The sequence below is a fragment of the uncultured Bradyrhizobium sp. genome, from assembly GCF_947648125.1.
Classification (GTDB): domain Bacteria; phylum Pseudomonadota; class Alphaproteobacteria; order Rhizobiales; family Xanthobacteraceae; genus Bradyrhizobium.
The window spans coordinates 346,411-368,915 of the sequence record NZ_CANSMR010000004.1 but is presented as its reverse complement, the minus strand read 5'-3'; the positions used below and the strand labels follow the sequence as shown (position 1 = coordinate 368,915).

Here is a 22,505-nt window from a genome sequence, read left to right as displayed (position 1 = left end):
AAGAAAGCTTTCCAGCGCAACGCGGACTGCACTTTGGCGTCATCTAACCCGCTCGGCCAACGTCGCAAGTGAACGCCGGTCTCGTCCGCGTTCTATCTCGGGGTTCTCTGCTGCAGCCCAGGCGTGGCGCCAGTCTCAGCGCCAACGCCGAAGATCATCGAGTCGAAATTCCGAAGCCAGCAGCCTCACGATGGCAGGCCGCGCTAACTCACCTGAATCTTGCGCGGCTTGGCCTGCTCGGCTTTGGGCAGCACGATCGTGACCACGCCGTCTTTCATTTGGGCGCTGATCTTGCTCTGGTCAACCTTGTTGGAGATCTGAAAGCTGCGCGCGTAGTGGCCCACGTTGTATTCGGTGTAGACCGGCTGCATCCCTTCATACTTCGAGAAATCAATCCGACCTTCAATAGTGACGATGTCATCCTCGACATTCGCCTCGATGCTATTGCGGTCGACGCCCGGCATCTCCAGTACGACCGTCAGCGCCTCGGGAGTCTCAAATATGTCCGTCACTGGCACGAATGCCCGTCCCGGCGTCGTGCCTTCGGTTTTCTTCTCAACTTCGCGCTTCTGCTGGACCTGTAGTTCCTGGGACTCTGCCATAGTAGCCTCCCTAGCTTACCTTGATGGAACGCGGCTTATCGGCCTCTGCCCGCGGTATGAACAGCGCAAGGATGCCGTCGCGATATTCGGCCTTGATTCGATCAGGTTCGATCCGAATCGGCACCGATAACGTCCGGTCAAACACGCCACTGATACGCTCGCGGCGATGGACGCTCGCCTGCTCTCCATAAGCGATCGTCTTTTTGCCCCGGATGCGAATGGTATTTTCCTTCGCTTCGATTTCCAGATCGTTTTTGTCGACACCTGGCAGTTCGACGACAGCAACAAGGTCGCCATCCTTCTGGAATATATTGATGGGCGGGAAACTGCCGATCGCAGCGGTTCCCCGTCCCATCCAGTCGCTTGCGACGCGTGCGTCGAGTGCGCGCTGCAGAGCCAGCAGCGCTTCAAATGGGTCACTAAAGCCAGCGAACATCTATTTCCTCCGTTGACGGCCTCAAAAGGCACAAGACAGCTGTTCAACCACGATCAACGCGATGCGGATCGCGAGTCACTGTCCGCATTGCTGATGAAAGCAGCAATCAACCCAATGTCGGCGAGGTCGGCTCCTGAGGGGGTTTCAGGACACCCCAGGGCGTGATGCTCGGGGACATGAGCGTATCGATCCTCAGCGTCGGCGCCGATGCCTTCCAGTTCATCCAGGGCATCGAGTCGAGATACCGGATTGGCGGCAAAGGCAGGACGTCGCCGGCTCTCGCCGCTGGTTGCTCCGGCGAACGCTCCGTTCCCCAAGCGGCCAGCGACGGCAGCGTCAGCGCCGATGCCAGCAACGCTGTCATCAGACTTTGAATAATGCGGCTGTTGGCGCGACCTTTCTCCGCACGAGCGGAGCCAATGGTTTGATCTTTGATCATCTCATCCTCCTATCGTTCGAAAACTTACCCATGCGATGGTTGCAAAGCTTGAGGCCAGCATGAGCCAATTCGAGGCAGCCTCACTCTTTCGCAACAGAGCTTCGATCCGGGTGCTCATTTTGGATCCCCATTTCTCTTTGTGTTAATGATCTCCTTGCTTAGAGATGAAGCGAGCGCCCGGCCGTTCGGCCAGCCGGGCGCAAATCTTGTCAGAAGTCCATCGGTGGCGCGGCCGGTGTATGAGGCTCCGCCTTCTTGGGCTTGTCGGCCACGAGCGCTTCCGTGGTGATTAACAGCGACGCAACTGAGGCCGCGTCCTGCAACGCCGTTCGGACCACCTTAGCGGGGTCAATCACGCCCGCCTTGACCAGATCCTGATATTCGCCGGTCGCAGCATTGAAGCCCCAGTTGTAGCTCGCGTTCTCAAGCAGCTTGCCGACCACCAGCGAGCCGTCCTCGCCGGCGTTCTGGACAATCTGCCGCGCCGGTACCTGGATCGCCCGGCGCACGATGTCGACGCCGGCCTTCTGGTCTGCGTTCGCTGTCTTGATGCTGTCCAGCGCCTTGAGCGCGCGAAGCAGCGCGACACCACCGCCAGGAAGGATGCCTTCCTCGACTGCCGCACGCGTGGCATGGAGCGCGTCGTCGACGCGGTCCTTCTTCTCCTTGACCTCGACTTCCGTGGCACCACCGACGCGAAGCACAGCAACGCCGCCCGCGAGCTTCGCGAGCCGCTCCTGCAACTTCTCGCGATCATAGTCCGAGGTGGTTTCGTCGATCTGCGCCTTGATCTGTGCAGCGCGGGCTTCGATGTCCTTCTTGGCACCAGCCCCGTCGACAATGGTGGTGTTCTCCTTGTCGATCACCACCTTCTTGGCGCGCCCGAGCATGTTGAGCGTGACATTCTCGAGCTTGATGCCGAGATCCTCGGATATCGTGGTACCGCCGGTAAGTGTGGCGATGTCCTCGAGCATGGCCTTGCGGCGATCGCCGAAGCCCGGCGCCTTCACGGCAGCGATCTTCAGGCCGCCGCGCAGCTTGTTGACGACAAGCGTTGCCAGCGCTTCGCCCTCGACGTCCTCGGCGACGATCAAAAGCGGCTTGCCGGTTTGCACGACAGCCTCCAGCAGGGGAAGCATGGTTTGCAGCCCGGACAATTTCTTCTCGTGGATCAGAATGTAGGGGTCTTCGAGCTCGACCTTCATCTTTTCGGCGTTGGTGACGAAATAGGGTGAGACGTAGCCGCGGTCGAACTGCATACCTTCGACCACCTCAAGCTCGGTATTGAGGCTCTTGGCCTCCTCGACCGTGATGGCGCCCTCGTTGCCAACCTTCTGCATGGCATCGGCGAGGAAACGGCCGATCTCCGTGTCGCCATTGGCCGAGATCGTTCCGATCTGCGCGATCTCGTCATTGGACGTGACCTTCTTGGCATGCGCCTTCAAGTCGCTGACAATTGCTTCCACCGCGAGATCGATGCCGCGCTTGAGGTCCATCGGGTTCATGCCGGCCGCGACCGATTTCGTACCTTCCTTGACGATGGCCTGCGCCAGCACCGTCGCCGTGGTGGTGCCGTCGCCGGCCAGATCGTTGGTCTTGGACGCCACCTCGCGCACCATCTGGGCGCCCATATTCTCGAACTTGTCTTCCAGCTCGATTTCCTTGGCGACGGTGACGCCGTCCTTGGTGATGCGCGGCGCTCCGAATGATTTCTCGATCACCACGTTGCGTCCCTTGGGACCGAGTGTGACCTTCACCGCATTCGCCAGTGTGTCCACTCCTCGCAGCATGCGCTCGCGGGCCTCGGTCGAAAATTTCACGTCCTTGGCAGCCATGTTCAAATCTCCTCTCTTTTATGACTGTCAGTTTTTCAGCGGCGTCAGGCCGCTTTCTTCAACTTGCCGCTATGCTCGACGATACCCAGGAGATCGCTCTCCTTCATGATCAGGAGATCCTGGCCATCGATCTTCACCTCGGTCCCCGACCATTTGCCGAACAAGACGCGGTCTCCCGTTTTCACGTCGAGCGGTACCAATTGGCCCTGCTCATTCCGCGCGCCGGGACCAGCAGCGATGATCTCGCCTTCCTGCGGCTTCTCCTTTGCGGTGTCGGGAATGATGATGCCCCCGGCGGTCTTCTCCTCGGCATCAATGCGGCGCACGAGCACACGGTCGTGCAACGGACGGAAATGCATGCACATCCTCCTTAACAGTCTAGCGAGTCATTTAACCGGAGCCGGTAACCAGCCCCCGGCGGAAAAACCACCTAGGGGCAGAAAAAATCCGATTCAAGGGGAACGACGAAATTTTTTGGCGCTCCCACTAAGCGACTGTCAACGTGCGGCTTGCAGCGGCGACCCAGGCGATGCACGAAAACACTGCATAAGATTGGTTTGGTTGACGGTCCGAACCGGTGCGGGGCTATCTCTGCTGTCCGCATGGTCCCGCATCATGCTAGCCCCGGGGGTGCTGTTGCTGGCAGCGCATCGCGCATTGCCGCTGCATGCGACGAGACTTGGCCGGCATCAAGACGTACGCGTCGTTGGTGGTGATCGAGTTTGGTGCCTGGTAACTTGGAAACAGATCGCCGCGTGACTACGTACTAAAACCGAAAGTGCGAACCCTACGGTTAGGACCCGTAAGCACGAGGTTGTGTCATGAAGATTCGCCGCCGTTTTAGACAAACCATTACCCTCGAAGAACGGCTCGCCGACGAAGCCAAACGCCTTAGAGACGAAGCAAAAAAGCTTCCTCCAGGGCCGGAGCAGGCAGAGCTTCTACGAAAGGCTCGCGAAAACGAAATGGTAGCCGAAGTAGCTAGCTGGATCACGTCTCCCGGACTCCAGCCGCCGAAGTGAGGCGACCTCAGTTGACTGATCATCCGCATCGGACCGGCCTTACGTGCGAGGCCCGCTAGCCTACGCTTCGCCTTGCGCAAAAAAGGCAGAGATAGTCAGCGAAGTCCTGAAATGAACTCTGATCCGGCACAACTTCGTTCAGCCAGATCGGCGCCTCGGGTATCTCTAAACGAATGATTTTCTTGTCGTTCGATGAGGAGTAGAGAGATAGAGAAGGAAGCTGGTCGCGGAAGGGCGCTTCCTCAACCTCAATGCGCTCCGAAATCCTTATGAATTCCTAGCGCACCGACTCAAGCTGGCAAGCAAGCCTTTGCTTCGGCGAGACAGGCATCCAATTGCGCCTTTATCTCACGCACCTGCGCCTCCAATGCAGCGAACGAGGCTTCACGGGTCGTGAGCACCGTCCTACCATCCTGGTCAAGAGAGCCGGCAGGCATTCCAACATACGCCCTTGGCGGCACCTTCCCTTGACCACATTCAATGACAATCTCTATGCGAACTGCCATGGTCACACCTCGCCGGGAGCGCAGCAGTCGGACCTTATCTCCCGCCCCTCATGCCGCTGACGAGCCCATCTTGCTGAAGTTGTCTAAACGGCGCCCCGAATCTGATCCGCGGCCATTCGTCCTTAGCGGTAAGCGATCTAGAGCAGCGTGGCCAATCTTCAAGAGCAGCTGCTCGGCCGAACTTCCGGAATAGCTTCGTCGGGCTTCATTGCGTTGTGTTGACAGGTGAGCGTGTGATTAGCGGCCCTCCTCGACACTCGCAGGTCCTGAACTGTTGGCCAAGTTTGAAATCCCTGCTTCGGGCAGGGCTCGCGGCAGGTCACTCGGCATCGCAAAGAGCCGAGGAGAACTCGGGATTCGTAACACCCAAACCCACCTACTCTCTTTCAATGGTAACCTGCGACTCGGTTGCGAGGCCGGCAAGAGATTCCGCAAGAGAGTGGCGCAGCGCTTCATCTGAAGCATCGGTCGCTTTCCAGACGGTGATGTGCGGCACCTCGCTCCGTCCACTCCAGACAAGGCTGTACTTGCGGATAAGCCCCCTTGCCTTCACGCAATCAAGGGCCTCCGTCAACGCATCATGAACCTTCGTCGTCATCACAACCTCATCGCGAGATACCCGACAATGTTGCTCCCCCTCATTCAAGTCCAGTCCGTAACATGGCTCGCGCCACCTCGAGCTCGCTAATCGCCTGGCGCAGCGCTGCTCGTGCCGCACCCTTGTCGCCGTTCGTGCAAGCTGCGCACAGGTCTTCAAAGATGGCGGGCCGCCACCTTAGCGTGCGCGACGAGGTCTGCGGCACCCGCAAAGGTGGGGCGGCGCTTTTTGTCAATCATCAAACCCTCTCCCACCTTTCCTTGCTCGAGTGCGACGGCATTTCACGAACACGCGGCACGGGAATCTCGACTGTCTGCGGCTGGTCGATGGAATGCAGGGCGTCGATCCATGTTCGCAGATAGACAAAGGCCTCACGCTCCTCATGCGAGACCAATCCATCTCTTTGGCTCTGCAAAAACGCCGTGGTCGTGCATAAGTCACGCACCAAGGTATGCGTGTCTCTGGGAAAAGAGCGTGGCGACCGCGGAGGACTATGCCGCGCGCCGTAGCGGAGGCGATCGCCCTTCGACAAACTTCCGCAAAGCTTCCTCTTCTTCCTCCATACACCGCTGGAAACGTTCGCGCTCGGCGCGGGAAGGAGCGGAATCGCGCAGTCGCCGATAGTGATCGATGATTTTCTCGTGTCCCCGGATAATGAAAGCTTCGAGTCCAGACATGACGCGCCTCTAAGCTGCTGCTTCCGCCGGTTGCCCAAGCGCCGGCAGACTGAAGGGAAATGTCGTTTTGACGAGAGCTTCGGCTTCGGCCTGTTCTTCCTCCAGTCGCTTTACGATGAAGGCCCGCTCCAGGTCCGAGAGTTGCGTCGCGAGCAACCGCTCGTAGCGGCGAATGTTGTTGCGGTACGCCCGCAGGCGGGCAAGATTCTCCTCGATCATCGTCGTCTCCTGACGGTCGTCATGCTTTCCTTGTGCAAGAGGAAAAGCCCCCTTGCGCCGAAAAAATTAGGCGCGGGAAGCCCACTGTCAAGACACCGCGGGCACTCAACGGTGGGTTAACCACGCCGTTGCCGGAAGCAGAAAAATTTTCCCCACCCTCTTGAACTTTTTCCAAGCTTGAAGATTCTTTTGGGTACGCAGAGATGCGGCCGGGGCGCCACATGGGCCCCGGACTGAAAGGCGGGCACCGGCAGGTGTCCGGTGCCGGCTCGTACCCAACTTGCTCTCAGGAGGATTTGGCTATGAGGTATGATTGGACTCCCCTCTGGAGGTCGACCATCGGCTTCGACCGCCTTTTTGACGTTCTCGACGAGGTCCAGCGGACTGCCGAAGAGAGCTATCCCCCCTACAACATCGAGCGTCTCGACGAAAACCGCTTCCGAATTTCGGTGGCTCTGGCGGGATTCACGCAGGACGAGATCGCGCTCACCGTCGAGCAAAATGTGCTGACGCTCGAAGGCCGCAAGGGTGAGAAGGAAGAGAAGACCTTTCTGCATCGCGGCATTTCGGCGCGTTCCTTCCGGCGCCAATTCACACTGGCCGACCATGTCGAGGTCAGGGGTGCTCGCTTCGAGCACGGCCTGCTTATCATCGACTTTCTGCGCGAAATTCCGGAAGCGATGAAGCCGCGCCGCATCCCGATCGGCGAAGTGAGCACAGGCAATGTCAGGCAAATCGAGGCGAAGGCCGCCTGATCGATCTTTCCACTCGGCGCCAACCCAGCCGCGCGGATCACCGCGCGGCTACCTCAAACTCGTCTTTGGAATTGGAGGCAACCATGCGGCCGACGACCGCTCGTCATGACAACGTATTCGAATTTGAAGCGTTTCTTCATCCCGGCAAAGTCTATGCGCATCCGCGCGACGTGGTCGGTGACCCGACGTTAAGCCTCGGTGAGAAGCGCGCCATCCTCGCCTCGTGGGCGTCCGATGCCTCGGCGATCGCGTCCTCTCCCGCCCTTCGCGCGCCGGAGGGCCTTAAGGCGCCCATCCGCGTCGACGAAATTCTCGAGGCCTTGTGCGCCCTTGACGGTGGTCCGCGCAATCCGCCAGGCGGGAGGCCTATGCGCCTGCACTCGACCGAGCGGCGGGCGGCAGCCTAGCTAGGAGGAGGCCATGCAACTCAATCTGCCGCGTCACATTGTCGAAAAAAGCTGGGCGAAAAAGCTCGAGCGGCTGGTTTCCGCCTGGACAGCGACCAGGCCGCCGGTGGCGCGAAACAGGACGGAGTTCGGCGTTTCCGTCAAGCGCCGGACTCAGCGCAACTTGCTCTCGGAGGACTTGGATATGAGGCACCTTAGCGCTTGGTTTCGAGAGATCACCCGAACTTACGATCGTCTCCTGGAATGGCTCGAACGACGGTCCGTTGTTCTCTCCTCCAGGGGACGCCGCGGCATCGCCGGCCGCCATAGCGCCAAAGCTTATGTGAGGAAGCGCGCTCGCCGGTTGCACCGAAGAGTGTCTTCTCTCGCGAGCAAAGTGGCCGCCAAGACGACGGCAACCACCTCCCGATGATACGCATGCAAATGGGGAAGAAAGGAGCGAACATCATGGTGGGCATGGCAGCACTTCCCTCGGTCTCCTCGGATGGAGGGCTCTCCCGATACCTGACGGAGATTCGAAAATTTCCGTTCTTGGAAGCGTCCGAGGAGGCCAGCTACGCCAGGCGCTGGCGAGATCATGGCGATCGCGAGGCCGCTTATCACCTGGTGACGAGTCATCTCTGGCTGGCGGCAAAGATCGCGATGAAATATCGCCGCTACGGCCTGCCGATTGCTGATCTCGTTTCGGAAGCAAATCTCGGATTGATGCAGGCCGTCAAACGCTTTGAACCTGAGAGGGGCTTTCGTCTGGCCACCTATGCGATGTGGTGGATTAGGGCGTCTGTCCAGGAATACATCCTGAGGTCCTGGTCACTCGTCAAGTTGGGCACCACTGCTGCCCAAAAGAAACTTTTCTTCAATCTCAGAAAGCTCAAGAACAGGTTGTCCGCTCTTGAGGATGGCGATCTGCATCCGGACCAGGTGAGTTACATCTCGGAACACCTAAAGGTAAGTCCGTCGGAGGTGATCGAGATGAATGGGCGACTGCGTGGTGACGCCTCCCTCAATGTCTCGATAAGCGACGAAGACACTTCCCAGGAATGGCAGGATCGTTTGGCCGATCCTTCGCCCGATTCTGAAACCCTGCTGGCGGACGCTGATGACTACGAACGACGAAAGACTGCTCTTTCGGAGGCACTCAAGGTGCTGTCGGCACGTGAACGCGCAATTCTGGAAGCGCGGATGCTCACAGACGAACCAAAGACGCTGGATGACTTGGCGAGAGAGTACCGCGTTTCACGCGAGCGAATCCGGCAGATCGAGCAGCGCGCTTTTGAGCGCCTTAAGGCCGCAGTCTGTGCCAGGGTTGACAATTCGTTGGTGTACGCCACCCGGGAGCGGGACCAACAGAAGGCAAAGCCCGGCTTGGCTGGCCAAAGGGCTCTTGAAACTTTCTCCGATTGACCTAGGTCGTCCAGCGGACCGCTATCACGGCAGGGGATTAGATGCAGGCAAGCATCCTTCGGGGAGGAACGATCATGAGCGCGAAGGAGGTTCTATTTTCAACTGGTGCACGGGAGAAGATGCTTCGGGGCGTCGACGTACTTGCTAATGCGGTGAAGGTGACGCTGGGACCGAAGGGCCGTAACGTCGTGCTCGAAAAGAGCTTTGGCGCCCCCCGGATCACAAAGGACGGGGTCACCGTCGCCAAAGAGATCGAGCTTGAAGACAAGTTCGAGAACATGGGAGCACAGATGGTGCGGGAGGTTGCTTCGAAGACCTCCGACCAAGCAGGCGATGGGACCACGACTGCGACCGTGCTCGCGCACGCAATCGTGCGGGAAGGCACCAAGGCTGTTGCGGCCGGTATGAATCCGATGGATCTCAAGCGCGGTATCGATGGTGCTATCGAAGCGGTGGTCAGCGAACTGAAGAAAAATTCGAGAAAGCTCGCTTCAAACGAGGAGATCGCGCAAATTGCTACTATTTCCGCCAATGGCGACAGGGAGATTGGACGCTTCTTGGCGGATGCAATGAGGAAGGTCGGCAACGAAGGCGTCATTACGGTCGAGGAAGCCAAATCGCTCGAGACCGAACTGGAAGTCGTAGAGGGCATGCAGTTCGACCGTGGTTACATCTCGCCATATTTCGTTACCAACACCGAGAAGATGCGGGTCGAGTTCGAGGAGCCCTACATCCTGATCCACGAAAAAAAGCTCTCGAGCCTGCAGACCCTGCTGCCTTTGCTTGAAGCGGTGGCACAAAGTGGAAAGCCCCTGCTGATCATCGCGGAGGACGTGGAAGGCGAAGCCCTGGCGACACTCGTCGTGAACAGGCTGCGCGCCGGGCTAAAGGTCGCCGCCGTCAAGGCGCCGGGTTTTGGTGATCGTCGCAAAGCCATGCTGCAGGACATCGCTATCCTCAGCGGCGGCAATTTTATCAGCGAAGATCTTGGCACCAAACTCGAAAACGTCACGCTGAACATGCTTGGACGGGCCAAGAAGGTGATGATTGACAAGGATAACACAACGATCGTCAGCGGCGCCGGCAAAAAGCCCGAAATCGAGGCGCGTGTCCGGCAGATCAAGACGGAGATTGAGGAAACCACTTCGGACTATGACCGCGAGAAATTGCAGGAGCGGCTTGCAAAGCTAGCCGGCGGAGTTGCCGTGATCCGAGTGGGCGGCTCGACCGAAATCGAAGTCAAGGAGCGTAAGGATCGGGTCGACGATGCCATGCACGCGACGCGTGCCGCTGTCGAGGAAGGTATACTCCCGGGCGGCGGGGTGGCGCTACTGCGTGCCGCAGCGGTGCTAGCGAAACTCAAGCCGGCAAACGACGATCAGCGCCATGGGCTGGAGACCGTCAAGCGGGCTCTCAGCTGGCCGGCACGGCAGATTGCAGAGAATGCCGGCGAAGACGGATCGCTCATTGTCGTAAAGATACTTGAAAACAAGGAGTACGCCTGGGGCTTCGATGCCCAGACGGGAGAGTACGGCAATCTTTTCGCGAGAGGCATCATCGATCCAACCAAAGTCGTGAGGTCCGCGCTGCAGGATGCAGCTTCAATCGCAGCGCTGTTGATCACGACGGAAGCGATGGTTGCTGAGGCGCCGAAAAAGCAGAACGGAGCTAGCCGAGGCGTCCCTGCCGGCGGGGGCGAAATGGATCTTTGAGCCTGAGAGGACCATCCGCTGGCGAGGAATTTCGTCATCTGCCCGCGAGAGGAATGAGCATGCTTACGGAAATGGTCATGGCAACGCTTCTCGTTAACGTTTTTGGCGCGGCGGCGACCTTGCCGTTTATTGCCGCGCACAATTTACTCTCGCGGTCTTTGCAAACCGAACCGCGCGATGCGATGGGCGTGGCCCGCCCCTCCAGGCAAAGTAACGGATTGTCATCGTCTAAGGCGGCGAACCGACGGCAATCCTCGCGATCTCGTCGAATGCGCGCTAGACAACGCACGGCCGCTCCTTCCTCGCGGTCGAGGAAACCAAATTGCGGCAGCCTATCGCGGAGCGAATGCATGAGCGACACACTATGACAGCGTCGCGCAAGCAGTGCGAGCCTGCTCTCTCTACTGGATTTTGATGTGCGCTCGAGATCTATTGGAGGCTGACTCGGGTTACAGCGAAAGCGCCAAAGTGTTATCCGCAGTGCCGTTCCCGATCGCTTGCAATTGACAGCAGAACTGAACAGTCGCTTTTGCCGTTGTGCAGGGCATCGGGCATCGTCAAGTCGTGAACCATGCCAACCGACTATCGTCACCACCTGGACATAGCGAGCGAAGAAGAGCGGAGTTACCTGGAGTCCTTGATCCGGGAGGACTACGAGCGATGCCATCCCGGTGAGACACTGGAGGATCTCAAGCGCCGGGCGTCGTTTTCAAAGGAGGACAGAGGACTGCTGCGGGACTGGATGGCCCTGGCGGCGGCTCGCGCCGCGACTGATCGAGCTAAGACTCGACGCGACTGAGGATTGCGATACCCTTCTTCAGTCCTCCGCTTTTTGCGCGTCGCTGACGCTTAGCGGAGGGCGGGCTTTAAGCAGCCACCCTATGCTCCTCTTCGCCTTCCTCCCGGCTCACCGCCTGAAGCCTTCTTCAGGAAGCGGGCGAGAGCAGCTTTTCGCGAATCGCGATCCAGTGCATAGGCGGTCTGCTTGAACTCAATGCCGTCAAGCAGCCCTTGAATGTAGCCAACTGGCCGCATCACGCTAGTCATTGTTTTGCTATCGCTTCGAACAATGCGAAGCAGAGGAGAAAAGTGTAGAGGCGGAAGAACCATCCTCCGAACCCACGTCGAAAAACCACGGCTTGGCGCGAATAACTGCGCAACATCGCGGAGATTTTCGCCGAATCTGCGGTGGATTCGAAGGATCGGACACTGTGGAGAGCCGTAGCGTAGCGTGACGGAGAGAGTGGGAGTCAAACCCACGATTTTTGATCATTCCGCTCGAACAGCTGAGACTAACCTCGCAATTGATCCCTCCGGGAGTTCGGTCAGAGCCGGGTTCGATTCCGGTCGAAGGAGAAATTGCGAGGTCCGGAACGGCATAGGCGTGCCCGCTGCCGGAAGCCTGCTTTTTTATTTTTGTCGGCGAAAACCGCGCGTCATCCTGCTGGTATTTGTGCTGGTATCGGCAGCAATCGACGACAAAAGTGGTTTCAAATTCAAACGGTTATGGCTCTAGGCAATTATCGGCCAGGGGCACCACGGAAAAAATTATAATAATAACAATGACTTAAGTCACTGGTTCGATTCCGTATTTTTCGGAAAAATTTGCGCGACGCATTGAAAATACGCGTAAAAGCTCACTTCAGCTGTTCGTTTTGCTGGTATTTTTGCTGGTGTCAAACTGGCGCTGCGTATTGATCCTTCCGGCGACCGCAAGGAGAGCGGAATGCGCATTATCGCGCGGGCCAAACGCGGGGAGGCCCAACCATCTCAAATTGCTATTTCAAGCGATCGCTCAGCGTTGCCTACGAAGGCAAGGTCACACGTTCGAATCATGTCGGGCGCGCCAACTTGATATTAAGTTGATATCTTGCATTTTTGCGAAGAGCCGTAGCAGAGCAATTCGCAGCAGATTGTATCGCCTCCAGATATCTCAGAGGCCATTCAACGTGGCAGCGCCGCAGAGCGCGATGCTCAATTCTTGCAGGACGACTTCTTCGCGGTAGCGGTTGCGACGTCGTTGCGTTCCCGCGACCGGTTCGAATCCTTCCGGTCCCGCCGTATGCAGCTATGGCACGATGAAGTCACTCAGTCAGAAGGGCGCGTCCCACCACAACGAGAGCCGACCTCCCCAATAGCCCCGCGCAGTGGAGGTTGAATGCGTCGAAGATCGGATAGTCTATCGCTAGTCCGGCAACCCCGCCGCGCTGAGCGTACTACCAAGTTTCGACGCAAGCTCCGGCGCGCAATCGACGCCGGCGAACTGCCGGCTGAAGCGGAAGGTGGGCTGCAATTCGAGCACACGCGCCGCCGCAGCCCTCGCTTCATCGAGCCGGCCGAGCGCAACCAGGGGCCCAATCAGGATGACGTAGTTGATGCTATGGGCGGGGTTCGACTGCACCGCCTGGTAGGCAGCTTTCGCGGCCTCGTGCAGTCGGCCCTGCTGGAAATGGCCGAGCGCCTGCGAGCCGAATGCCGCGAACGCCCAGGAGTCGAATGGGCTGAGGCGTAGCGCACGCTCGCCCCACTCGATCGCAGGCTGCGCCTCGCCGGCCCAGCTATGGATGACGCTTCCGAAAATGTATGCAAGCGCGGCGGACGGGCTGAGCGCAAGAGCGGTTTCGAACGCGGCGAAGGCCGCCGCGCGATCATGTGCGTCCATGCCGAGGCAGAAGCCGGCGAAGGTGAGCGCTAACGTGTCGTCGCGACCATGCTCTAGCGCAAGGCGAGCGTGGCGTAACGACGCGGTGCGATCCTCCTCCCGCAAGCCGTAGCGCAGGAAGCGATTGTGGTGGCACATCGCAACCAACCCGTGGGCAAGTGCGTAGCCGGGATCGAGTGCCAGCGCCCGCCGCAATAGCGGCAGCGCATTTCCGGCACGATCGGGCATACCGGAATCGACATCGGGCTGGGCATGCAGCACGAGTTCGTAGGCGTCGAGACTATCGGGGCGCTTGCGCTTCACCCTGTCGATTTCGGCACGCCGTACGCTTGGCGCAATTGCGCCGACCGCCGACAACGCGATCTCATCTTGAAGCGCGAAGATATCGTCGGAGTTGCGGTCATAGCGTTCGGCCCACACATGTGCGCCGGTCGATGTATCAATCATCTGGCTGGTCACACGCACGTTGCAGCCCGCCTTTCGCACACTGCCTTCGAGCACGTAGCGCACGCCAAGTTCGCGGCCGACCTGCTTCACGTCCACAGCGCGGCCCTTGTAGGTGAAGGTCGAGTTTCGCGCGATGACAAACAGCCAGTTGATACGTGCCAGACCGGTGATGATGTCATCGACCATCCCGTCGGCGAAGTAGTCCTGTTCTGGATCGCCGCTAAGGTTCGAGAACGGCAGAACGGCGACGGACGGCTTGTCGGGCAATGTCAGCGCGGTTGCGGCGCCGGTGGTAGCCGGCGCGTCATTTGTGACAACGACCGGTCCGACATAGCGATAGCCCCGCCGCGGCAGCGTCTCGATCCACCTCGCGCCGTCGGCCGGGCTCGCCAGCACCCGACGCAGGGCGGCGATCTGGACCGTCAGGTTGTTGTCAGCGACTGCCAATCCGCCCCAGCCGGCCTCGACCAACGCATCTTTGGACACCGGCATACCAGCGCTGTCGAGCAGGCGGCGCAGCAGCGCGACAGCACGTTGCCCGAGCATGGTCGGCTCAGCCTGATGGTATAGAATGCCTGCCACCGGATCGAGGCGGAACGAACCGAACTGATAATGGTCGCCACGGACTGTCATGTGACAGTTTTAGCAGATTTTTAGGAACGGATTAGCGACTTCCGGACACAGACGGCCGACCCTGTATTGGGCTGGCACAGAGAAGCGTCGGCCAATGGAGGGACACATGAGCGCCGATGCCGTCATTCGTATGCCAGACGAGAACACGGGCGTCTCGCTGCGTGGCCATCCCATGGTCTTCCTCGTCACCGGCGAAGACACCAAGCACACGAGCATGTTCGACTGGACGATTCCCGCGGGGTTCGCCACCGGGCGGCATGTTCATCGGGTTCAGGAGGAGACCTTCTATCTGCTCGAAGGCGAGTGCGAGTGGCATGTCGGCGACAAGACGGTCCGTGCAACGGCCGGGACCTTTCTGTTCATTCCACCGGGCGTGCCGCACAACATCACGAATGTCAGCGAGAAGCCTGCGCGCGTGCTGATGACCGTCTCCCCGCCCGGCCACGAGCACTATTTCGAAGAACTCGCAAAACTCGCGGCGAAGGGTGCGCCGGACCCGACGGCGCTCGCCGATCTGCGAGGCCGCTACGACACCGATCAGCTCTCGACCCTCACAACCCGCACGTAAGCCTTCGTCAAGACCTTCCAAGGGCGCCTCTTGCCATTCATCCACCTCGCTTGCGCCTCGACATCCGGTCAGATTTTCCGGCCAATGAGATTTGACCGGAATTGCGTCGTGTATCGCAGAGCTGCGAGCAGGATTGGACACAGCAGAAGCATGAACATGCCGAAGTGAAATGCGCCCGCAGCCCCACCGGCCCAATTGGCATAGCGACCGCCGGCGGGCGGCCCGATCAGCATGCCGATGTAGAAGACGGTGTAAAAGAGGCCCATTCCAAGGGCTCGCGTGCTGGGCTTCAGATATTGGGCGGGAAGGCTCATGATCGGTCCGGCCGGCAGGCCGCTTAGCAGGCCGAGAACCACAACCAAGGGGACAACAGCGTCGTTCCTTGAGATGACCGCGAGAAGAGCCGCGAATGCGATGCAGGCACAGGTCAGAATGAGATCGCCCCGCTTCAGATAGTCCGTCAGAAACCCGCCCAGCGGCACCGAGAGGACGGTCAGCCACAGGACGATGCTGATCGTCGCCCCAGCCGCGGTCGCCGACCAGCCCCGCTCGGACAGCATGGCCGGCCCAAAGCTGAAGACCATGGCGAAGCCCATGTTATACGCCGTCCAGATGCCCCCGGCCAGAAGCACCGCAATGACGGCATCCCTGTCCGGCATCGTTCCCTCGGCCAGGCTTGCAGCCGATGACGCAGGATTCCTGTAGAGCCCGGCGAACAGCAATGCGGCCAGATTGACCGTCGACAAGACGACGACATTCACCGTGAAAAGACCGTAGGTCGCGCCGATCGCGGGAAGGACGAGGAGCGACACAGCAATGCCGCAGGGCCAGGAGTTGATGAAAACGGCCATGGCCGTCGCAATCTCGTGGCCGGCAAACCAATCTGCGACCATCTTCGTCATCAGAACATTGAGAAGAATGCCGCCGGTCCCGGCAATCAGCCGGCCGATGATTTGCCCAAACCATGACGGTTCGAGCAGAACGATCGCGCCTCCGACCAGCATCAGCGCCAGGCCGACGAGGACAGCGATCCTGTCGCCAACGCGGCGGCCGAACGCACCTCCCGGCAGCGCCAGCACGCCGCCAGGCGCGAAATAGAGCCCGATGAGCAGGCCGATATCGGAAAGTCCGAGCGTTAACTGCTCGCCTATCAGCGGCGCGACGGCGGCAACGCTCTGGAACTGCAAGGCCATCGTCGTGCGAACGAAAAACAGCAGAGCCAAAACAGTCCATCTGTTTCGCATGGCATCCTCCCAGGCGAGCCGGTTCAGGGGCGGATGTTCTGATTCATGCGAAATAGATTTGTCGGGTCGTATTTTCGCTTCAGCGCCAGAAGCTGCTCGTATTTGACCGCGCCATAGGCCGACCTGATCCGCTCGGCGCCTTCGTCTTCGGGAGCGTTAAGATAATTCACGTAGACGCCGCCAGCCGAATAGGGCTGCATCACCTGCCAAAGTGTGCGGGTCCAGGCGATGTTCGCCTCGCTCGGCTCCTTTCCATCCCAACTGCTGACCGCAAGAAAGTTGAAGGGCGCGTGGCGCTGGGCGAAGGCCGTGTCGTCGACATCCACCCGGCTCATCGCGCCGCCCAATTGTTCGAATGCGATGGCCGAGGTCGCGGACGGGACCTCTGCGAATGACGCGATGACAGTCGCGATAGCGTCATCGCTCAAGCCGGCAAGAAAGTTCGACTTCCAGTAGTTCATGCGGCCCGGTGGAAACCCGGCTTCGAGCAGGCCCTGTTGCTCCACATACGGCATTACCGAAATCTGATCGGCGAGAGGTGTGGAGAAGGCCCGCAGCGGCGCGAGCACCCGCTCACCCTCCCGCGAGTCGCCGCAGTAGCACACCACGATCGCTAGCGCCTTCTGACCATCGGGCGCTGTCAACAGCACGGCCATAGTTGTGAGTTCGTCGGGTGCGGAAGTCGTAAAATCCCGCCAGAAGCGCAAAATGCTGGATGCCTCGGCGAAGGGGTGGATCACCATGCCGCCCAGGACATACCGGACGGGATGAAGGCGATAGCGGAGCTGGGTCACCACGCCGAAATTGCCGCCACCGCCGCGCAGCCCCCAGAACAGGTCCGGGCGCTCGGTCGGGCTCGCGGTCAATCGGGCGTCGTCCGCCGTCACGATCTCGGCGGAGAGGAGGTTGTCGCAGCTCAAGCCATGCTTGCGCATGAGCCAGCCCAGGCCGCCGCCCAGGGTAAGGCCTCCGATGCCGGTGGCCGGGATGATTCCGCCGGTGGTGGCGAGGCCGTGAGCCGCCGTTGCCGCATCGAAATCCCGCCAGGTGCTTCCACCTCCGGCGCGGGCCGTCCGGCCGTCGACATTCACCTCGATCCCATTCATGGCGGAAAGGTCGATCATCAAACCGCCATCACAGACCGCGTTTCCGGCCACGTTATGTCCTCCGCCGCGGACGGAGAGCAGGAGGCCATGCTCGCGGGCGCAACCGACGGCTCTCATGACATCCTCGACGCAGACGCACCTCGCGATGAGAGCGGGATGCTTGTCGACCATGCCGTTCCACACCCGGCGGGTCGCGTCATAGACAAGATCGCCGGGCGCGATGATCCGTCCTTTGAATCCGCTTTCAAGGCGTCTCGCCATCACGGCCGATAGACCTGTCTCCTTGTCGCCGGCCATCATTCACCTCCATCTCAATCTCACCGGCCGATCGTGAGCGTCTTGACAAAAGCAAGCAAAAGCGAAAATTTCAGCCGAAGGTGAGATTTTTTCATCTACAATGATCGACCGAGATCATGCGGAAATTGCCCCCTTTGAACGAGCTTCGCGCTTTCGAAGCTGCGGCACGGCATTTGAGCTTTCGCAACGCTGCGGCGGAGTTGGGCGTCACGCCCACTGCCATCAGCCACCAGGTCCGCGCGCTCGAAGCTTACTGTAAGCTCTCTCTTTTCAGGCGCAGACCACGGCCGATGACCCTCACGGATGCCGGAGCGCGCCTTTTCCTGGTGGTGCGGGATGGACTTGATTCATTCTCAACGATCATCGCTGCTGTCAAAAGGGACAGGGACCGGCAGCCACTCCGCGTCACGACCACCAACGCTTTTGCCGGTCGCTGGCTGGTGCCGCGCCTTGCGGGCTGGCGAAAGGAACGGCCCGATATTCCCCTTGAGGTTATCGGAACGGACAGCGTCCTTGATCTTGAAGCGGAAGAGGCGGATGTCGCCATTCGTTACGCGCTGAAGGCGCCGTCCGATGGACCATCGATCGAACTCTTTCGCGACCAATTTTGGCCGGTTTGTACGCCGGCACTTGCAGCCAATATGCGAAACCCGGGCCGCGCCCGTGACCTGCGCGGCCAGGTTCTGATTCACTGCTACTGGTCCCCGGCGGACCGGACAGCTCCGACATGGCAACGCTGGCTGAAGGCCGCGGGAAAGCGCTGGCGCGATGTCCCGGATTTCGCCGAGTGTCAGCACCTCAGCTTCCGCGAGGAGGCTCATTCGATCGAAGCCGTGATCGCCGGGCAAGGTCTCGGGATATGCAGCGACGTTCTTGTGGAGGACGAACTCAAAGCCGGAAAGCTCATCAAGGCATTCGATTTGCCGCTTTCGGGCTATGGATTTTTCCTCGCGTGGAGCAATCGACATCACAAGGCGAAGGCCATCGATGCTTTCGCTGCATGGCTCCGCCCGCGGCAGACCACGACTTGAGGTGGGCTGCCCGCCGGGATCACCTGCGCGCCCGGCGCAGCGCATCGAGGTCGCGGATATCTCTTCTGGCTCCGCTTACATTGTGCAATCGATCTTCGGCGAAATGCTTGATATCTTGTACTTCGTGCGACGGCAGCTCAGCCTACTGCTCGACGCTCAATTTGGGCGTTGCCATCGCCAGCGGACGGCGAACGCGCGAGGAGAACAGGACGATGCACCCTGAAAAAAATTATAAAGTAGTTTCAAGGGCATAGACGTTCGCACTTTTATCCAGTACGGCGCGCCACCGTGCGATTTTGCACGATGCAGCACGATTTCGCCTAGATCGCCGAGGTCGGCTCACCTGCCCCGGCCCGTGCTCGCCCAGCGCTCGATCGATATGTGTTTGATTACCTCTCGTTTGACCCGCTGTTATGGAGCGGTGGCTCGTCATTCAACACCGGGATGACTCCCTGAGCCGCAAACAATTCTCATTTTGCGCTATCGATGGCCTGAACCATTGCCTCCACGGCGGCGGCCCGTTTCAGGCCGCCTTCGGGTGCCAGCGTCCGCCAGGTGAAAAAGCTCAGCGCCAGCCGCAACAACGCCCGCTGCTTCGCGCTCAGTTTGGCGCCAAGCACCTCCTGATAGGCTGCCATATGCGGCCCCCACCGGATCGCGACAATCTCTTTTGTGAGGGCGTGGAATTCGGCGTCGCGCAGCACGCAGGCGGCCAGCGCAGCATTGCGCTCATACCAGCCATAGATCGCCAGCAGTCCGGTCCGCAGGCGTGCGTGCTGGTCGGCGATCGCACGCCATGGCTCGGCATCGGGCAATGGGTTGCGCTCCATGGCCAGCTCGGAGCAGGCCAGAAGGAGGCTGCGCTCATCGGGAAAATGCGCATAAAGCGTATGGCGCTGAACTCCGGCGCGCTCAGCGATCATGGTCATCGTCGTAAGCCCAGGGCCGATGCTGCTGTGGAGGTCAACCGCAGCTTCGACGATCCGGCGCCGGGTTTCAGCCAGCTGTTCGGCGCGCCGCTTGAGAATGTAGGTCCGTGTCATCCCAATTCAACTGCACAATGGTGTGCATTCATTATTGACAAGCTCTGCAGTTTTGAATACACGCCTATGTACTGCGAAATATTGCTGAACGGAAGTCTTGAACCATCGGTTGATGTGGAGGAAGGCGTGGAAACCAAGGTCAGCGAAATCGCAGACGGGATCTATCGGCTCTCAACCTATGTCCTGGACATCGCGCCGCCCGTCGGCTTCACCTTCAATCAGTTTCTGGTTCTCGGCGACGAACCGCTCATGTTTCACACCGGCTTGCGCAAAATGTTTCCGCTCAATCGCGACGCGTTGAGCCGCATCATATCGCCCGAACGCCTGCGCTGGATCGCCTTCGGCCATTTCGAGGCCGACGAATGCGGCGCAATGAACGAATGGCTTGCGGCCGCGCCGCAAGCGACGCCCGCGCACGGTCAAACCGGCTGCATGGTATCGCTCAACGATTTCGCGGATCGGCCTCCGCGCGTATTGACGGATGGAGAGGTGATCGATCTCGGCGGCGGAAAGCGCGTCCGTTTCATCGACACGCCGCACACTCCGCATGGCTGGGATGCCGGCGTGCTATATGAGGAGTCGACGCGCACCCTGATGTGCGGCGACCTGTTTACCCAGCTTGGCAACGACCGTGCAGTGACGGACAGCGATATCGTCGGGCCGGCGATCGCCGCGGAGGACATGTTTAAGTATTCCTGCCTCAATCCCGGGATGGGTGCGACGATCCGCGGCCTCTCCAACCTCGCGCCGCGCACTCTGGCGCTCATGCATGGTCCCTCCTTTACGGGTGACGGTGCTGCCGCCCTGCGTTCTCTCGCCGATGATTACGACCGTCGCGTTTCCGGTCAGGCGTCCGAACTGCTTCGGAGTTCCGCCGCATAAGTGATTCCGAAACCCCGCCTCGCCGGTTCAAGGCGGTACTCACGTCAACCCGGGATTGATCGAGAGGCACACTATCGCGGCGTAATCATACTTTCCGCGAAATCGAAGGCAGCCGCCCGCGAGGCGTAGCGCAAAAGTCGCAGGCTGTCGCTGGCTAGCCGATTGGAGCGCTGGATCGGCAGCCACGTCATAGCGCCACGGTGAAGCAATAGTGCCCATCTTCATCGGCCGTGGCGCGCCATTTTTGTCTATTTTGCAACGCAATATTCGCGCCCAAACCGAACTCCAGTTCCGTCTCATTCGAGCGAGTAAGCGATCTGGAGAAAGTCGTGGTCGAGTTCAGACAGCTTGGCATCCGAGGGGGTCGGTCTGAAGCTCGCTAGTCAAAGTACAGAGATCGCTTCCACAGCCTGATGTTGCCGGCGTCTTGCGAAGGCAAGGGTCACGCGTCCGAATCGCGTCGGGTGTCCACTCCGACGAATGGAGTGACTGCCGATCAGAGAATGCCAAGCTCGGCGGCACGGTCGCGGTCAGCCTGCCTCTGCCTGATGATCGCCAGTTCTTGGATGCAAGTCAGAAACTCGCTTGCCCCGGAGCGCATTCCGAATTTCTCGCAGAAGCCGAGATTTTCGGCGGTGAACTCGTGATCCAGTTGCTGTTGCGTGCTTGCGCGCATGGCCGGTCCCTCAATAAGGGCTGCCCATAGGCCGCCGGCCGCCAGCGCGGCGGCAAATGTTAAATACAAAAGGCGATAGCGTGCTTGAGTGCTCGTGACAAAGGCCGTGTCAACCATTGCATTTCTCCAAGAGTTCGACGTGACATTTGGCTAAGGTGTTACCTCGTTTCTGGCTTGAGACTCTCAGCCGCCGATGCCTCAATGAGGTCGAAGCCCGAAGCGGTCGGCGTGATGCGATCAAGACGGAGACTCGCACGGCCAAGAAGATCGCGATATTCCCGCACCGTGCGCTCGCGTCCCGGCAGCACCGCGAGCATGTTCAGGTCCATGAGCGAGGCCCAGCTTGGACGATGATCCTCGGGGATCGCGACTTCGACGAGAACGACGCGTCCATTCGGCTGTAATGCGCGAGCGCAGTTCGACAAGATCAACACACTTTGCTCATCATCCCAATCGTGAATGATGTACTTCAGGATATGGATGTCGGCCTCCGGCACGCTTTCGAAGAAATCGCCCGAGACAACGCGACATCGTGAGGAAAGCCCGCGCTCGGCAATCGCCGCTCGTGCATGAGGTACGACATCGGGCCGCTCGAGGATTGCGCCCTCAAGCGAAGGGTTTCGCAGCAGCAGGGCAGAGATCAGGGTTCCGGATGCGCCGCCGACATCGACTACACGTTCCGCCCCGGACGTATCGAGGATCATGGCGATCTCATCCGCGACCTTCGCGGAGGAAATGGACATCGCGCCTGTGAACGCCTGGCCTTCGGCCGGATGGTCTGAATAATACTGGAACAGCCCGGCGCCGAGTGCCTCCCGTGTCTGGCATCGTCCGTCGCGAACGGCATGGCTCAGCCGTCCCCACGGCAACCAATGCCCGGGAGCTGTCGACGCGATGGCGGAATCCCGCATCGAGCCGGGCACTCCTGAGCGCAATTTCTCGCCGAGTGGCGCCAACGCAAACCGGCCATCGGATGTTGTCGCCACCAGTCCGACCGCCCTCGACGCGCGCAACAGCCGGTAGGTCGCATCGGGGTCGCAGCCGATTGAAGTCGCAATCTCAGCGGCCGCCACGGGGCCTCCAGCGAGACGGTCGGCTATTCCAAGCCGGGCAAGCGTCCCGACGATCTGGCTGATCCAATAGCCCCTGATCATCCACGCAAGTTGCCCGGCATCTGGGTCGGTGACGCCCCACGCGGGCGGCGCATCGTATTTGAGTGACGTCAACGGATCGTCTCGAATCTGCATCGACCATCTCTCTGTGAGGGATTTCGCCTGCTGGTTCATCCATCGTCTCGCCCAGTC

The 22,505-nt window shown here is 59.8% G+C and carries 22 protein-coding genes and 1 pseudogene; 9 read left to right on the top strand and 14 right to left on the bottom strand.

Annotated elements, in window-relative coordinates:
- Positions 1-203: 203 nt before the first annotated feature.
- The 5 genes from Q0030_RS11110 to groES all read right to left on the bottom strand — a co-directional run bounded on the left by Q0030_RS11110 (position 204) and on the right by groES (position 3,671).
- On the bottom strand, positions 204-602 hold the full coding sequence (locus Q0030_RS11110) for an Hsp20/alpha crystallin family protein (RefSeq protein ID WP_298366426.1): 399 nt from the start codon (positions 600-602) through the stop codon (positions 204-206).
- Between the two features lie 10 nt (positions 603-612).
- Positions 613-1,038 carry an Hsp20/alpha crystallin family protein gene (locus tag Q0030_RS11105; RefSeq protein WP_212406746.1) on the bottom strand — a complete coding sequence of 142 codons (426 nt, stop codon included), beginning with the start codon at positions 1,036-1,038 and terminating at the stop codon, positions 613-615.
- Between the two features lie 106 nt (positions 1,039-1,144).
- Complete coding sequence (locus Q0030_RS11100; protein WP_298366422.1) at positions 1,145-1,477, bottom strand: hypothetical protein; 333 nt, start codon at positions 1,475-1,477, stop codon at positions 1,145-1,147.
- 209 nt (positions 1,478-1,686) lie between these two features.
- The gene (gene groL, locus Q0030_RS11095; RefSeq protein ID WP_298366420.1) at positions 1,687-3,312 is read right to left on the bottom strand and encodes a chaperonin GroEL; all 1,626 of its coding nucleotides are present in this window, start codon (positions 3,310-3,312) and stop codon (positions 1,687-1,689) included.
- Between the two features lie 44 nt (positions 3,313-3,356).
- Entirely contained in the window at positions 3,357-3,671 is a 315-nt protein-coding gene (gene groES / locus Q0030_RS11090) for a co-chaperone GroES (protein WP_172648799.1), read from the bottom strand.
- Positions 3,672-4,133: 462 nt separating this feature from the next.
- Here groES and Q0030_RS11085 point away from each other — a divergent pair, with 462 nt between their 5' ends.
- Positions 4,134-4,334, top strand: coding sequence for a hypothetical protein (locus Q0030_RS11085; RefSeq protein ID WP_298366416.1), 201 nt, complete (start codon positions 4,134-4,136; stop codon positions 4,332-4,334).
- An 882-nt stretch (positions 4,335-5,216) separates the two neighbouring features.
- On the opposite strand, the gene Q0030_RS11080 is transcribed toward Q0030_RS11085, so the two are convergent.
- Complete coding sequence (locus tag Q0030_RS11080; protein ID WP_298366414.1) at positions 5,217-5,438, bottom strand: hypothetical protein; 222 nt, start codon at positions 5,436-5,438, stop codon at positions 5,217-5,219.
- Between the two features lie 686 nt (positions 5,439-6,124).
- A complete protein-coding gene (locus tag Q0030_RS11075; protein WP_298366413.1) occupies positions 6,125-6,334 on the bottom strand; it encodes a hypothetical protein in 210 nt (69 codons plus the stop codon).
- A gap of 302 nt (positions 6,335-6,636) precedes the next feature.
- Here Q0030_RS11075 and Q0030_RS11070 point away from each other — a divergent pair, with 302 nt between their 5' ends.
- The 5 genes from Q0030_RS11070 (at position 6,637) to groL (Q0030_RS11050) (ending at position 10,612) form a co-directional block, all read left to right on the top strand.
- Positions 6,637-7,089, top strand: coding sequence for an Hsp20 family protein (locus Q0030_RS11070; RefSeq protein ID WP_298366624.1), 453 nt, complete (start codon positions 6,637-6,639; stop codon positions 7,087-7,089).
- Between the two features lie 83 nt (positions 7,090-7,172).
- Positions 7,173-7,496 (top strand): hypothetical protein, encoded by a 324-nt coding sequence (locus Q0030_RS11065; protein ID WP_298366412.1) that lies wholly within the window; start codon positions 7,173-7,175, stop codon positions 7,494-7,496.
- A 13-nt stretch (positions 7,497-7,509) separates the two neighbouring features.
- Complete coding sequence (locus tag Q0030_RS11060) at positions 7,510-7,908, top strand: hypothetical protein (protein WP_298366411.1); 399 nt, start codon at positions 7,510-7,512, stop codon at positions 7,906-7,908.
- 35 nt (positions 7,909-7,943) lie between these two features.
- The gene (gene rpoH / locus Q0030_RS11055) at positions 7,944-8,900 is read left to right on the top strand and encodes an RNA polymerase sigma factor RpoH (protein WP_298366410.1); all 957 of its coding nucleotides are present in this window, start codon (positions 7,944-7,946) and stop codon (positions 8,898-8,900) included.
- A 74-nt stretch (positions 8,901-8,974) separates the two neighbouring features.
- Positions 8,975-10,612 carry a chaperonin GroEL gene (gene groL / locus Q0030_RS11050; protein ID WP_298366409.1) on the top strand — a complete coding sequence of 546 codons (1,638 nt, stop codon included), beginning with the start codon at positions 8,975-8,977 and terminating at the stop codon, positions 10,610-10,612.
- A gap of 879 nt (positions 10,613-11,491) precedes the next feature.
- Here groL (Q0030_RS11050) and Q0030_RS11045 read toward each other — a convergent pair.
- Together Q0030_RS11045 and Q0030_RS11040 are read right to left on the bottom strand one after the other, a co-directional pair.
- Positions 11,492-11,635: pseudogene (locus Q0030_RS11045) on the bottom strand (integrase); the annotation flags it as partial.
- 1,162 nt (positions 11,636-12,797) lie between these two features.
- Positions 12,798-14,354 carry a winged helix-turn-helix domain-containing tetratricopeptide repeat protein gene (locus Q0030_RS11040; RefSeq protein ID WP_298366408.1) on the bottom strand — a complete coding sequence of 519 codons (1,557 nt, stop codon included), beginning with the start codon at positions 14,352-14,354 and terminating at the stop codon, positions 12,798-12,800.
- 106 nt (positions 14,355-14,460) lie between these two features.
- Here Q0030_RS11040 and Q0030_RS11035 point away from each other — a divergent pair, with 106 nt between their 5' ends.
- Positions 14,461-14,922 (top strand): cupin domain-containing protein, encoded by a 462-nt coding sequence (locus Q0030_RS11035; RefSeq protein ID WP_298366407.1) that lies wholly within the window; start codon positions 14,461-14,463, stop codon positions 14,920-14,922.
- Between the two features lie 68 nt (positions 14,923-14,990).
- On the opposite strand, the gene Q0030_RS11030 is transcribed toward Q0030_RS11035, so the two are convergent.
- Positions 14,991-16,166 carry an MFS transporter gene (locus Q0030_RS11030; protein WP_298366406.1) on the bottom strand — a complete coding sequence of 392 codons (1,176 nt, stop codon included), beginning with the start codon at positions 16,164-16,166 and terminating at the stop codon, positions 14,991-14,993.
- 23 nt (positions 16,167-16,189) lie between these two features.
- Positions 16,190-17,569, bottom strand: a complete 1,380-nt coding sequence (locus tag Q0030_RS11025; RefSeq protein WP_298366405.1) for an FAD-binding oxidoreductase — start codon at positions 17,567-17,569, stop codon at positions 16,190-16,192.
- A gap of 134 nt (positions 17,570-17,703) precedes the next feature.
- Here Q0030_RS11025 and Q0030_RS11020 point away from each other — a divergent pair, with 134 nt between their 5' ends.
- Positions 17,704-18,600 (top strand): LysR substrate-binding domain-containing protein, encoded by an 897-nt coding sequence (locus Q0030_RS11020; RefSeq protein ID WP_298366404.1) that lies wholly within the window; start codon positions 17,704-17,706, stop codon positions 18,598-18,600.
- A gap of 470 nt (positions 18,601-19,070) precedes the next feature.
- Here the strand turns inward: Q0030_RS11020 and Q0030_RS11015 are convergent, their stop codons facing one another.
- Positions 19,071-19,529: a TetR family transcriptional regulator gene (locus Q0030_RS11015; RefSeq protein WP_298366402.1), complete on the bottom strand. Its 459-nt coding sequence runs from the start codon at positions 19,527-19,529 to the stop codon at positions 19,071-19,073.
- Between Q0030_RS11015 and Q0030_RS11010 the strand changes: the two genes are divergently transcribed.
- Positions 19,491-20,525, top strand: a complete 1,035-nt coding sequence (locus Q0030_RS11010) for an MBL fold metallo-hydrolase (RefSeq protein ID WP_298366400.1) — start codon at positions 19,491-19,493, stop codon at positions 20,523-20,525. The genes Q0030_RS11015 and Q0030_RS11010 overlap by 39 nt on opposite strands.
- A 496-nt stretch (positions 20,526-21,021) precedes the next feature.
- Here Q0030_RS11010 and Q0030_RS11005 read toward each other — a convergent pair whose 3' ends face one another.
- Positions 21,022-21,318: a hypothetical protein gene (locus Q0030_RS11005; RefSeq protein WP_298366398.1), complete on the bottom strand. Its 297-nt coding sequence runs from the start codon at positions 21,316-21,318 to the stop codon at positions 21,022-21,024.
- Between the two features lie 41 nt (positions 21,319-21,359).
- A complete protein-coding gene (locus tag Q0030_RS11000; RefSeq protein ID WP_298366396.1) occupies positions 21,360-22,487 on the bottom strand; it encodes a methyltransferase in 1,128 nt (375 codons plus the stop codon).
- Between the last annotated feature and the right edge of the window lie 18 nt (positions 22,488-22,505).